This is a genomic window from Streptomonospora sediminis (genome assembly GCF_054778995.1).
Genome location: NZ_BAAGYZ010000114.1, coordinates 81,513 through 94,380, shown reverse-complemented (window position 1 = coordinate 94,380; position 12,868 = coordinate 81,513). Strand labels below are relative to the sequence as shown.

The window sequence follows — 12,868 nt, the reverse complement described above, 5'->3', positions numbered from 1 at the left end:
GCCCGTGTGGACCCTGTCATGCAAGAAGTCGTGCGGTACCGGCTTTCCGCGATCGCCGACGAGATGGAGACAGCGCTGCTGAGGACGGCCTACTCGTCGATCGTCAAGGAAGGGCTGGACGCCTCAGCGGCGATTTTCGACCTGCGGGGCAACAACATCGCCCAAGCCGCGGCGATCCCCATCCACCTGGGGTGCATGATCCCGGCCGTGCAAACGGTCATCGAGCGCTGGCCGGTCGCGGAGATGTCCGACGGCGACGTCTACATCCTCAACGACCCCTACGCCGGCGGCACCCACCTGCCCGACATCGCCGTGGTGCAGCCGCGGTTCCACAACGGGCGGGTGATCGCGCTGGCCGCCACGATGTCGCACCACCAGGAAATGGGCGGCATGGTGCCGGGCAGCCTGCCGCCCAACGCCACCGACGTGTACCAGGAGGGGTTGCGGCTGCCCCCGATGAAGCTGCTCGACGCGGGCGAACCGGTCTCGCAGGTGTTCGACATCCTGCGTGCGAACGTGCGCACCCCCACCGTGGTACTGGGCGACCTGCGAGCCCAGCTCGCCGCCTGCTCCCTCGGGGCAGCGCGCGTCGGCGAGCTGGCCGACGAGATCGGCGCCGCCGAGCTGGACACGGCCATGCGCGCCCTGCTGGACCAGTCGGAATCCCTCACCCGCGCCCGTATCGAGGCGATCCCCGACGGCCGGTACGCCTTCACCGACCACATGGACGACGACGGGGTGGACGTCGGGCAGGCCATCCCCATCACGGCCGCCGTCACCATCGCCGGCACCGGGATGCACGTCGACTTCACCGGCACATCGGCGCAGGTGCGCGGGCCGTTCAACTGCGTGCCCGCCTCGTCGATCTCGGCGGTGTACTACGTGCTGCGGGCCGTGACCGGTTCGGACATCCCCAACAACAGCGGGTGCTACCGCCCGCTCACCATCACCCTGCCGGAGGGCAGCCTGGTCAACCCGGCCGAGCCCGCGCCGGTCAACTCCCGCACGGCCACCGTCCGCCGCATCTGCGACACCCTCCTGGGGTGCTTCCAGCAGGCGCTGCCCGGCCGCACCCCGGCGGCGTCGTGCGGCCAGCTGCTCGTGATGAACTTCAGCGGGACCGAACCCGGCACCGGCCGGTTCTACGTCACCAGCGAACTCGGCGTGGGCGGCATGGGCGCCCGGCCCGGGATGGACGGTGTCGACGCGGTCGAGACCGACGCGACCAACTGCATGAACGTGCCGGCCGAAACCGTCGAACTGGAGTCGCCCATCCGGGTGCGGAGCTGGGAGATCTGGCGCGACTCCGGCGGCGCCGGCCGGTGGCGCGGCGGCTGCGGCACCGAGAAGGTCTTCGAGCTGCTCGAAGGCACCGCCGCAGCGAACTACCGCGGTGAGCGCCACGACCACCGGCCCTGGGGCGCCGCCGGCGGCGCCCCCGCCGTGTCCAACCGCGCGGTCATCCACCGCGCCGACGGCACCGACGAGACCCTGCCGTCGAAGACGATGCTCCGGCTCGCCGCCGGGGACCGGCTGCGCATCGGACTGTGCGGCGGAGGCGGGTACGGCGACCCGTTCGACCGGCCGGCCGAGGAGGTCGCGCGCGACGTCGCCGACCACCGGGTCAGCGCGGACCAGGCCCGCCGCCTCTACGGGGTGGTCTGCGACGGCGACGGCCGCCTCGACCACGGCGCCACCGCGCGCACCCGGGCCGAACGCACCGGCGCGGCCGAGGCCGCGACCCAGAAAGGAGACCAGGCATGAGGGCCTCTGTCGGCGTCGATATCGGCGGCACGTTCACCGACATCATCGTCTGCCCCGAGGACGGTGCGCCGAGCACGGTCGTCAAGACCCCGTCGACCCCCCGGGACCCGGGCGAAGGCATGGTGCACGGACTGCGCACCGCCCTCGACCGGGCGGGGGTCCGGCCCGCGGAGGTCGGCCAGCTCGTGCACGGCACCACGGTGGGCACCAACGCGGTACTGGAGCAGGCCGGCGCCCGCATCGGCATCATCACCACCGCCGGGTTCGAGGACGTTCTCAACATCGGCCGCGCCAAGCGCACCGAAATGTACGACCTGTTCACCGGCCCGGACACGCCCGACTTCCTGTGCCCCCGCAGCCGGGTGGCCGGTGTCGCGGGCCGCATGGGCCGCGACGGCACCGTGGTGGAACCGTTGGACGAGGACGCCGCCGCCGCGGCGATCGACCGGCTCGTGGAGCGGCACGGAGTCGAGGCGATCGCGGTGAGCCTGCTGTTCTCGTTCACGGACCCGGCCCAGGAGCGCCGCGTCCAGCAGTTGGTGGCCGAGCGCCACCCGCACGTCCACGTCAGCCTGTCCTCCCGTGTCGACCCGCGGTTCCGCGAGTTCGAGCGCCTGGTGGTCACGGCCATGGACGCCTACATCCGGCCCAAGATCGCCTCCTATGTGCGCGGCCTCCGCAGCCGCCTGGCCGACTTGGGCGTCGCCGCGCCGCTGCAGATCATGGAGTCGCACGGCGGCATCGTCGGCAGTCCACTGGTGGAGCAGCGCGCCGTGGGCACCCTGCTCAGCGGTCTGGCGGGCGGCGCCAACGGTGCGGCGGCGGTCGGTACGGCCGCCGGCCGGTCCCGGGTGATCGGGTTCGACATGGGCGGGACCAGCACCGACGTCACGCTCATCACCGACGGCCGGCCGGTGGTCAGCGATGAGGGCGGCATCAACGGCCACCCGCTGCGCGTGCCCATGGTGGACGTGCACACGATCGGCGCCGGCGGGGGCAGTATCGCCTACGTCGACGAGGCCCGAGCCCCGCGGGTCGGCCCGCACAGCGCCGGCGCCGACCCGGGCCCGGCCGCCTACGGCCGCGGTGGCACCGAACCCACGGTGACCGATGCCAACCTGCTGCTGGGCTTCCTCGGCGGCGACGGGCTCGCCGGCGGCACGCTGCACCTCGACCCCGACCTGGCCGAGAAGGCGATGCGGACCCGCTTCGCCGACCCGCTCGGCATGAGCGTGACCGAGGCCGCGTGGGGCGTGCACCGCATCGCCGGCGCTGCGATGTCCGCGGCGGTGCGGATCGTCTCCGTGGCGCGTGGGCACGACCCGCGCCAGGCCGCACTCATCGCCTCCGGCGGCGCCGGTGCGCTGCACGCCTGCACCGTTGCCGAGGACCTCGGGATCACCGACGTCCTCGTCCCGCCGCACCCGGGCGTGCTGTCGGCCTACGGGCTGTTGGCGGCCGATCTCAGCGTCCCCCGCTGGCGCACGTTCTTCTGTTCCCTCACCGGGATGGACCCCGCGGCGGTCGAGGCGGCGCTGGCCGAGGTCCGGCAGGAGGCGCTCGACGACATCGCCGCAGCCGGCGCCGATCCGGGCGGCGTGACCGTGCAGCGCGCCGTGGACGCCCGCTACGCAGGCCAGTCGCACGAGCTGACTGTGGAGGTCGGCGAGGGCACCCGCTCCGGGGATCTGCCGGAGCTGGTCGCGGCGGGCTTCAACGAGCGCCACCAGCGGCTGTACGGCCAGCACGACCCCGACGGCGAGGTGGAGATCACCGCAGTGCGCGCCACCGCCACCGCCACCCGCACCACCCCCAACGCGGCCGGCCGGGGCGGGGCGCAGGCGAGCGCGCGGCGCCGGATCTACGTGCCCGAACGCGACCGGTTCGAGGAGGTACCGGTGCTGCCGCGGCCGGCGGTGCGCGAACCGCTGGAGGGGCCCGCCGTGCTCGTCCAGGAGGACTCCACCGTGCTCATCCGCACCGGTTGGACCGCCCGCCCCGGGGCCGGCGGGATCCTCACCATGTCCCGCGGCGGCTGACCGCTCGGCACCCCCCGATTTCAGGAGAAGACACCATGGCAACGAGTGCGGGTTCCGGCTCCTACCGGCTGACAAAGACACAACGCAGCGCCTTCATCAGCGCCTTCATCGGCTGGCTGTTCGACTACTACGAGGTCTTCCTGCTGACGTTCCTGCTGATCCCCATCAGCCGGGAATTCGGACTCAGCGCAGGACAGGGCGCGGCGCTCGTCTCGGTGTCGCTGGCATTCATGGCGGTCGGCGGTGTCGTGTTCGGCGTCGCCGCCGACCGCTGGGGGCGGCGCCGCATCCTGATCTTGACGATCCTGCTGTTCACGCTGGCGACGTTCGCCCGCGGGATCGCCCCGAACTACCCCGTTCTGCTGGTGCTCACCGCCGTCGCGGGGCTGGGGCTCGGCGGTGAATACGGGGTCGGCCAGTCGCTGGTGGCCGAGGTCCTCGACCGGCACCGCCGCGGCTGGTGGAGCGGGCTGTTCTACGGCGCGGCGTTCTGGTCGATCATGGCGGCCGCAGTGGTGGGCGGCTACCTGCTGCCGCTGATCGGCTGGCGGTGGACGTTCGTGGTCTCCGGGCTGCCGGTGCTGGTGGCGTTCTGGCTGCGCCGGCACACGCCGGAGTCCGCTGCCTGGCAGAAGACATCCCAGCGTAGCCGCAACCGGCCGGCCGCCTACGGGCGGCGCAGTTTCCTGGTGCCGTTCGCCAAGTGCTTCGTGGCCGCCACCCTGTACTTCTGGGCTTACTACGGAGTGGCGACGCTGCTCCCGCAGTACCTGGTCGACAACGGATTCAGCATGGCCAACGCGTCGTGGTGGGTGTTCTTCACCGCGTTCGCGGGTTTCGTCGGCTGTGTCGCCGGCTCGTGGGCCACCGACCGGTTCGGGCGCCGGCCGACGCTTTTCGGCCTGATGGTCCTGGCCGCGGCAGGCGGGTTCGCGGTGTACCTGCTCGGCACGGAGATGCTGCTGAGCGTGTGGATCCTGGTGCCGTTCTTCGTCATGTACTTCGGCTCCAACGGTCCCACCGTCTTCGGTTCGCTGTTCAGCGAGATGTTCCCGACCGAAACCCGTTCCACGGGCGTATCCACGGCGATCCAGTTCGCCCGCGGCACATCCTCACTGCCGCCGATCCTGGCGGCGGCCATCATCCCGGCCACCGGGTTCACCACGGTCTTCCTTATCGCGACCGGGATCTACCTGCTCGCGGGTCTGTGGGCGTGGGTGTTCCCCGAGACCCGCGGGATGGACGTCGACAGCATCGACGGCGACAAACACGAATCCGCAACGGGGGACGGGCCGGCCGACCGGTCCCCGGCAACGGCCACCGGCCGCCCCGAGCCACCCGGCGAGCGCTGAGCCGCCGGGCCGCCGCGCCGCTGAACACGGCGGAACGGCGGCACGGGGCAGGGGGCTTGCGGCTCGGACGCAACCCCTTGCCTGCTGCGGTCACGGCCGGTAGCGGGTCGGCGCGGCGCCCGGGGACGCGCAGCCGATGCACGTGCGGGCCGTGGGGCGCGCGCTGAGGCGGGCCGCGGGGATCGGACCGCCGCAGCCCTCGCATGTCCAGTACACGCCCTCGCGCAGCCGCTGCGCGGCCCGGTCGAGCGCGGCGAGCTCGCCGCGCACGTGTTCGCGCATCGCCTGGAGCCGTTCGCGCTCGTAGGCGATGGTGGGCCCCTCGGGATCGTGCTCGTCGTCGTTGGCCGTCAACGCCGCCGCCTCGACGACCCCGTCCCACTGCCGCAGCAGGGATTCGGCCAGTTCCGCCGCCTCGGCTCTGGCCTGCCGAATCCGTTCCGCGGCCGCGCGGTGCTCGGTTCCGGGGGATTCGGGAGGATCCGCTGCTTCGTCCATGGTGCAGGCCACAACGCGATCCGCGCGGCGGCTATTTCGCGGTCGGCGGAGCCGGGTCCAAGGCGGCGGTGGTCACGGCCGGCCGGGGGAGGCGCTCAGGTCGATGCGGGCGCCATGTGCGGGAACTGCGCCGTGGCGGTGTCGATCAGGTCATCGAGTTGCCCGAGGGGGACGACCCCGCAGTTGGCGAGGCCGGCTATGCCCTGGAGCGTGGCGAGGAAGACCAGTCCGGTCTGTTCGGGGTCCTGCGCCGGCAGCAGGCCCTCGGCCTGACCGCGGCGGAACATCGCAAGCATCGGCTCGAACGCGGCGTGGGCGCTCTCGGCGACCGTTTGCCCCTCCGGCCCGTGCTTGTGGGAGAACATCACCTCGGCCAGGTTCGAGTCGGAGACGGTGAAGTCGATGTAGGCGGCGGCGACCGCGCGGACCTGCTCGCGATACTCCGGCGCCGCAGCCACGGCCTCCCGCAGCCGCGCGCCGAGCCGGGTGAAGCCTTCGACAGCCAGCGCGTCGAGCAGCGCCTGCCGGCTGGGGAAGTGCCGCCGCGGCGCCGCGTGGGTGACACCGATCTCGCCTGCGAGCTCGCGCAGCGACAACTCGGAGGCGCCCCTGTGGCGGAGCATTGTCACAGCGTGATCCAACACTGCCTGACGCAGGTTGCCGTGGTGGTAGGGGCGGGCCATAAACCCAGGCTATCAACAGAACCTCGAAGTAGTCATTGACTACATAGTTTCCACTGGATACATTGCTCGCATGTTCACACTTGCCTCGCCTTCGCAGCTGCCTGACCAGACCGGCCGCACCATCGTCATCACCGGCGCCAACAGCGGGATCGGCCGCGCCGCAGCGTCCGCATTGGCCGCCAAGGGAGCGCGGCTCGTCCTGGCCGTCAGAGACCAAGAGAAGGGGCGCGCCGCGGCCGCCGCCATGAGCGGCGATGTCGAGGTCCGTCCGCTGGACCTCGCCTCGCTGGCATCGGTCCGGGACTTTGCCGCCGGCCTTGACGGCGCGGTGGATGTCCTGATCAACAACGCCGGCACGATGACCGACGCACTGCGGCATACCGAGGACGGCTTCGAACTCCAGTTCGGGGCCAACCATCTCGGACACTTCGCGCTGACCAACCTGCTGCTGGACCGGATCACCGATCGCGTGGTGACCGTCTCATCGACCGCATACCGCTCCGCGCACATCGACTTCGACGACATGCAGTGGGAACGGCGGGCCTACAGCCCGTTCGGTGCTTACGGGCAGTCCAAGCTGGCGAACCTGCTGTTCACCACGGAACTGCAACGCCGCCTGAGTTCGGTCGGTTCGGAAGCGATCGCCACTTCCGCGCACCCCGGTTGGGCGGCCACAGGGTTCCGGATCACGAGCGGCAACCGGTTCTTCGACGCCTTGATGGCGGCGGGCACACCTCTGCTCGCGCACGGGCCTGAAGGCGGCGCGCTCCCGACCTTGCTGGCCGCAGTCGGCGACGTCCCCGCTGGCGGCTTCGCCGGCCCGAGCCGCTTCGGCGGCGTCCGCGGACCGGCCGCGCGGACCGAGCTATCCGCCGCTGCGACCGACCCGGAGGTCGCCGGACGGCTCTGGGAGGCCTCCGAACGCCTGACCGGAGCCCGCTTCCCACTCCCGGCCGGCCCAGTCGCGCCCTGACCGCCACCGGGTGCGGCCGGATGCGGGCCGCCCCCGGAGCCCGCCGCCACTCAGCGCTCCGCCGTTCGGCGCCTCAGCGAGCGTGGTCCGGGCTCGGGGGGCGGTTCGGTGGCCATGCCCCGCCAGACCAGGTCGGTGAGATCGGCGGCATTGCGGTACCAGTCGTCGTTGGGGTCGAGGAAGAACAGGCCGCCCAGCCCCCGGATGACCGTCTCGGGAGTCACGTCGGTGCGGACGGTGCCGGTCCGGATATTGGCCGCGACCAGTGCCGAGGCCGCACCGAGCATCGTGTGATAGGCGTTCGCGGTCACACCCTCGGCCGCGGTGCCGGCGGCCGCCAGCGCAGTGGCCAGCCCGCGTTTGGTCATCATGTAGCGCGCCAGGTGGTCGGTGGCCCAGATGCGGAATGCCTGATCGGGAGAGTGGGACTCCAGGAGGTGCGGGACCACCTCGGCCAGGTGGCGCACCTCGCGCTCGTAGACGGCGAGGACGAGCGCCTCTTGGGTGGGGAAGTGGCGGTACACCGTGCCGACGCCCACGCCGGCCGCCTTTGCGATGGCGTTGAACGAGAGTTCGCCGCCGGTGACCGACTCTGCTGCGACGGCGAGGATGCGGTCGTGGTTGCGCCTGGTGTCCGCCCGGCGGTGGCTGACCGGTCCTGTCGTCATCGCCCTCTCCCTCGGTCTTGCGTCCTAAACCGCCAATGCTAGGGGAGGCGGTCGGACCTGGGCCGGAGTGCCCCGGGGATGGCATCTTTGCGAAGCGGATAATAATCCGCTAGCGTCCGTGCAACGCCACACACTCGACCCATTACCGAACCGGCCCCGCCGGGAAACCCCTCGGTCCAGGGCCACGGGAAAGAGAACCAGTGGACATTGCACTTGAGATCAACGGCAAACCCCACCGCCTGAGTGCCGATCCGGGCGTCACCCTTCTGGATGCGTTGCGCGAGCGCCTCGACGTCACCGGTCCGAAGAAGGGCTGCGACCGCGGCCAGTGCGGTGCGTGCACCGTACACGTCGGCGGCAGGCCGGTGCTCGCCTGCCTGACCCTGGCGGCCACCGTGCGGCAGCCGGTGACCACCGTGGAGGGCCTGGCTGAAGGCGACGAACTGCACCCCGTCCAGCAGGCGTTCGTCGACCAGGACGCCATGCAGTGCGGATTCTGCACATCCGGCCAGGTCATGTCGGCCGTCGCAGCGGTCGAGCAGGACGTGGCCGATGTCCGGGAGTTCATGTCCGGCAACCTCTGCCGCTGCGCCGCCTACCCCAACATTGTCGCTGCGATCGAACAGGCGAGGCAGGCCGATGCGTCCCTTTGAGCTCACAGCCCCCCAGACCCTCGACGCCGCCCTGGCCTCGCCCGGCACCTTCCTTGCGGGCGGGACCACCCTCGTCGACCTGATGAAACTCGACGTCCTGACCCCGCAGCAGGTCACGGACATCAACGCGCTGCCGTTGCACGGCATCGACACCACCGACGGACTGCGGATCGGCGCCCTGGAACGGATGAGCGACGTCGCCGCCCATCCCGGCGTCTACCCGGTGATCACGCGCGCCCTGCTGCAGAGCGCCTCCCAGCAGCTGCGGAACATGGCCAGCATCGGGGGGAACCTGATGCAGCGCACCCGGTGCGGCTACTACCGGGACGTCGCCACACCGTGCAACCGCCGCGACCCCGGCAGCGGCTGCTCGGCCATCTCGGGCGCCAACCGCATGCACGCGGTGCTGGGCACGAGCGACTCCTGCGTCGCCACCCACGCCAGCGACCTGGCCGTGGCGCTCGTGGCACTCGACGCGCAGGTCCGGCTGGTCGGCGCCGAGGGGGAACGCACCGTCGCGCTCGCCGACTTCTACCGCACGCCCGGCGAAACACCGGACGTGGAGTCCGACCTGCGCCCCGGTGAGCTGATCAGCGAGGTCCTGGTCCCGCGCCTGGGTCCGGACACGCGCTCCACCTACGTCAAGGTGCGCGACCGCCAGTCCTACGAGTTCGCGCTCTGCTCCGCGGCGGTCGCCCTCGACATCGAAGACTCGCGTGTCGTCGGCGCCCGGGTGGCGGCCGGCGGTGTGGCAACCGTGCCGTGGCGGTTGCCCGCGGTCGAGGAGGCCCTGCGCGGTGCGCCCGCGACCCAGGCGTCCTTCGAGGACGCGGCGGCGGTGGCGGCCGAGGGCGCGCGGCCGCTGTCGCAGAACGGCTTCAAGCTGCCGTTGCTCCGGCGGACGGTCGTCCGCGCACTGCTAGAAGCGGCGGAAGGGGACAGTGATGGTCAAGCGGTATGACGGCGCACTGAAGGTCACAGGTGGGGCCAAGTACGGGGCGGACAACAACATCCCCGGCATGGTCTTCGGATACGTCGTGCTCAGCACGGTCGCAAACGGCGAGATCGCGGACATGGACACCGCGGCGGCACGCGGCGCGCCGGGGGTCCTCGGCGTGTACACCCCGTTGGAGCCGCTGGAGCTGCACACGCCCCTGCACCCGGCCTTGGGTTCCACCTGGGTACCGTTGCAGAACACGGAGGTCGCCTACTACGGCCAGCCGATCGGCTTTGTCGTAGCCGAGACCTACGAGCAGGCGCGCGACGCGGCGATGCAGGTCCAGGTCTCCTACCGCGCGCAGCCGGCGTCGACCTCGCTGCAGCAGGGCCTCGCAACGGCAGAGGATGCGCCGCCGGCCATGGACGGTTCGCCGCCGTCGATCGCGCTGCTCGCCCCCGATGTCGGATCCATCGAGGACGCTTTGGCGGCGAGCCCGGTGACTGTCGAGGGGACCTACAGCACCCCGACGCAGAACCATGCCCCGATGGAGCCGCACTCCGCGGTCGCGGTGTGGGAGTCCGGCAGGCTCACCGTCTACAGCGGCAACCAAGGATCCGACCTCCAGGCGGCGGCGCTGGCCCAGGCCCTGGGTGTGGAGCCTACCGCGGTCCAGGCCCTGAACCCCTTCGTTGGCGGGGCGTTCGGCGGCAAGGGCCACACCTCGGCGCCGGCGTTTCTGGCCGCGGCGGCCGCCCGCGAGCTCGGCCGCCCCGTCAAGGCCGCGCTCACCCGCGAGCAGGTCTTCACCGCAACCGCCACCCGCCCGGCAACGGTGCAGCGGCTTCGCCTCGGTGCAAACGAAGACGGCACGCTCACCGCGCTGAGCCACGACTCGACCTCCAGTACGCCGATCAGCCGTTCGTTCATCGAACCGACCTCGCACGGCACCTCGCGGGAGTGGTACGCCACCCCGAACCTGGCCATCAGCCAGAAGATGGTGCCGTTGCACGTCCCGCTCACGACGTTCATGCGCGCACCCGGCGAGGCACCCGGCTCGTTCGCCTTGGAGAGCGCGCTCGACGAACTGGCGGTCGCGCTGGACATGGACCCGATCGAGCTGCGTCGGCGCAACAGCTCGGCCGCACCGCCCGGCAAGGATCTCCAGTGGTCGAGCAAGCACCTTGAGGAATGCTTCAGCATGGGCGCGGCGCAGTTCGGCTGGGCGGAGCGCAGCCCGCACGGCCGGGTGGACGGCGACTGGCTCGTGGGCATGGGCACGGCCACCGCGATGTTCCCGGCCCTCCGGTTCCCCGCATCCGTGCGGGTCACGCTGCACGACGACGAAACGGCCGAGGTCGCTACCAGCGGCGCCGACCCGGGCACCGGTCTGCTGACCGTCCTGTCGCTGGTGGGCGCCGACTCCCTCGACATCCCTCCCGAGCGGGTCACACCGCGGCTGGGCGACTCGGCACTGCCCGCCGGTGGGATGTCCGGCGGTTCGACCGCCACGGCGAGCGCCGGCTCGGCCATCATGGCCGCGGCTCCGGCGGTCATCGAGGAGCTGCTCGCGCTGGCGGCCGCCCCCGGGGCTCCGTTCGCGGGCGCGGAGGTCTCCTACGCCGACGGCCGCGTGCTGGCCGCCGACGGCAGGAGCCTGACCTTCGGCGAGGTGCTGCGGGCGGCGGGCCGCCGGTCCATCGCCGCGACCGGGTCCTCGGCCCCGGGCGAGGAGATGACCAAGCACTCCTTCAGCTCGTTCGGAGCCCAGTTCTGCGAGGTGCGGGTGCACCAGTGGACGCGCGAGGTCCGGGTGTCACGCATGCTGGGCGTGTTCGACGCCGGCCGGATCATCAACGAGCAGGCCGCCCGCAGCCAGATCATGGGCGGCATGATCTGGGGCGTGTCGGCGGCGCTGCACGAGGGCCTGGAGATCGAGGAGAACGGCCGCCTGGCCAACGGCGACTTCGCCAACTACCTGATCCCGGTGAACGCCGACATCCCCGAGGTCGACGTCACGTTCGTGCAGTACGCCGACACCCTGCACAATCCTGTCGGAGCGCGCGGCGTGGGCGAGATCGGTGTCGTCGGCATGGCGGCGGCGGTCGCCAACGCCGTCCGCAACGCCACCGGCATCCGGGTCCGCCACACCCCCATCACGGTCGAGGACCTGCTGGAGCAGTAACGCGAGCCGGCACCGGCCGGCGCCCGGGGCGGCACCGTCCCCCCGGGCCGCCGGCGGCTGCCGACCGGCCCCCCGGTCGGACCGGACCGGCCGGATTTCCCGCCGCGGCCGGTCAGCCGGCGGTCAGCCGGCCGTGCAACGCATCATGACGAAACGCAGGAACGTGTCGTCCGGGCCCGCCGGCAGTTTGATCTCCATTTCCTCGTCGATTCGGAAACCCGCGTTTCGGGTTTCCGCCGCGACGACCGGCGGGTCCAGATAGGCGACGGTCTCCGCTGAGAGGATGCGCCGGGTGGAACCGTCCTCGCCGATGATCTCGGAGTACATGTTGCTGATCTGGCGGCCCTCGGCAGGCGCCTGGCGCACGGACATCACCGTGAACGCCTTTCCTTGGTCACTGGGGAACGAGAAGGGGATGTGGTTCTCCTTGATGCCTTCCCAACCGGGCCTGGGCATGTAGTCGCGCAGCAGGGTTCCGCCGTCCGCCAGGTGGCGGCGGCTCGTGCGGAGGGCGGCCGCCCTGCCGTCGTCGTCGAACGTGCTCAAGGAGAGGCCGCCGACCACGACCGCGTCGAATTTCTCCGCAAGGTCCAGGGAAGTGACATCGCCGGTCACGAACTCGACACTGCCCGGAGACCGCTCGGCCTGGCCGTTCCAGAGTTCGCGGGCACGTGCGATCATGTCCTCGGAAAGGTCGACAGCGGTGACGGAGTGCCCCGCGGCTGCCAGGTTCCGCGCGAAACGGCCTAGACCGCAGCACAGATCCAGGATCCGCGCGGGCCGGTCACCGGCCCACTTCTGCACCACATTGATGTCGACGGCGTTCTTATCCACGAAGTTGCCGTAGATCGTGCCGTGGAACCCTTCGTACATGGTGGTGACCCGGGTTCCGGGGATGTCCAGGCCGTGGACAACCTCCGCCATACCAAAAAAGTTCGGCATAAATTCCGTTTCTCACTTCAGGGGCAGATGGCGTACGTCGATGTGCGGAACGGTCCGATGGACTCCGTTGTTGTGGTCGTGTGCTTTGGCCGTGCGGTCTTTCGGCGCAGCAGGGCGCCGTTCCCGCCGGCCGGCCCCGCTCGGGCCCGGCGCGGCGGGCCGGGCCGCGATCCG

The 12,868-nt window shown here is 71.3% G+C and carries 11 protein-coding genes; 7 read left to right on the top strand and 4 right to left on the bottom strand.

Translation table 11 applies throughout. From position 1 onward, the window contains the following. Positions 1-18: 18 nt before the first annotated feature. Genes ACYVD5_RS22495 through ACYVD5_RS22485 form a run of 3 tightly spaced genes read left to right on the top strand, consistent with a single transcriptional unit; the run spans position 19 to position 5,155 of the window. Positions 19-1,764 carry a hydantoinase B/oxoprolinase family protein gene (locus ACYVD5_RS22495; RefSeq protein WP_461003109.1) on the top strand — a complete coding sequence of 582 codons (1,746 nt, stop codon included), beginning with the start codon at positions 19-21 and terminating at the stop codon, positions 1,762-1,764. Further along, a complete protein-coding gene (locus ACYVD5_RS22490; protein ID WP_461003108.1) occupies positions 1,761-3,803 on the top strand; it encodes a hydantoinase/oxoprolinase family protein in 2,043 nt (680 codons plus the stop codon). Before ACYVD5_RS22495 ends, ACYVD5_RS22490 begins: the two co-directional genes overlap by 4 nt. A 35-nt stretch (positions 3,804-3,838) precedes the next feature. After that, on the top strand, positions 3,839-5,155 hold the full coding sequence (locus ACYVD5_RS22485) for an MFS transporter (RefSeq protein WP_461003107.1): 1,317 nt from the start codon (positions 3,839-3,841) through the stop codon (positions 5,153-5,155). 90 nt (positions 5,156-5,245) lie between these two features. On the opposite strand, the gene ACYVD5_RS22480 is transcribed toward ACYVD5_RS22485, so the two are convergent. Both ACYVD5_RS22480 and ACYVD5_RS22475 read right to left on the bottom strand, forming a co-directional pair. After that, a complete protein-coding gene (locus ACYVD5_RS22480; RefSeq protein ID WP_461003106.1) occupies positions 5,246-5,653 on the bottom strand; it encodes a TraR/DksA family transcriptional regulator in 408 nt (135 codons plus the stop codon). 95 nt (positions 5,654-5,748) lie between these two features. Continuing rightward, positions 5,749-6,336, bottom strand: coding sequence for a TetR/AcrR family transcriptional regulator (locus ACYVD5_RS22475; RefSeq protein ID WP_461003105.1), 588 nt, complete (start codon positions 6,334-6,336; stop codon positions 5,749-5,751). A gap of 70 nt (positions 6,337-6,406) precedes the next feature. On the opposite strand from ACYVD5_RS22475, the gene ACYVD5_RS22470 reads away from it, so the two are divergent. Further along, positions 6,407-7,309, top strand: a complete 903-nt coding sequence (locus ACYVD5_RS22470; protein WP_461003104.1) for an oxidoreductase — start codon at positions 6,407-6,409, stop codon at positions 7,307-7,309. Between the two features lie 50 nt (positions 7,310-7,359). Here ACYVD5_RS22470 and ACYVD5_RS22465 read toward each other — a convergent pair whose 3' ends face one another. Next, entirely contained in the window at positions 7,360-7,977 is a 618-nt protein-coding gene (locus ACYVD5_RS22465) for a TetR/AcrR family transcriptional regulator (protein WP_461003103.1), read from the bottom strand. 200 nt (positions 7,978-8,177) lie between these two features. Here ACYVD5_RS22465 and ACYVD5_RS22460 point away from each other — a divergent pair, with 200 nt between their 5' ends. Genes ACYVD5_RS22460 through ACYVD5_RS22450 form a run of 3 tightly spaced genes read left to right on the top strand, consistent with a single transcriptional unit; the run spans position 8,178 to position 11,752 of the window. Further along, the gene (locus ACYVD5_RS22460; RefSeq protein ID WP_461003102.1) at positions 8,178-8,630 is read left to right on the top strand and encodes a (2Fe-2S)-binding protein; all 453 of its coding nucleotides are present in this window, start codon (positions 8,178-8,180) and stop codon (positions 8,628-8,630) included. After that, entirely contained in the window at positions 8,617-9,591 is a 975-nt protein-coding gene (locus tag ACYVD5_RS22455) for an FAD binding domain-containing protein (protein WP_461003101.1), read from the top strand. The genes ACYVD5_RS22460 and ACYVD5_RS22455 overlap by 14 nt, the downstream gene beginning before the upstream one ends. Continuing rightward, positions 9,575-11,752 (top strand): xanthine dehydrogenase family protein molybdopterin-binding subunit, encoded by a 2,178-nt coding sequence (locus ACYVD5_RS22450; protein WP_461003100.1) that lies wholly within the window; start codon positions 9,575-9,577, stop codon positions 11,750-11,752. Before ACYVD5_RS22455 ends, ACYVD5_RS22450 begins: the two co-directional genes overlap by 17 nt. A 123-nt stretch (positions 11,753-11,875) precedes the next feature. On the opposite strand, the gene ACYVD5_RS22445 is transcribed toward ACYVD5_RS22450, so the two are convergent. After that, positions 11,876-12,676: a class I SAM-dependent methyltransferase gene (locus ACYVD5_RS22445; RefSeq protein ID WP_461003099.1), complete on the bottom strand. Its 801-nt coding sequence runs from the start codon at positions 12,674-12,676 to the stop codon at positions 11,876-11,878. Positions 12,677-12,868 lie beyond the last annotated feature (192 nt).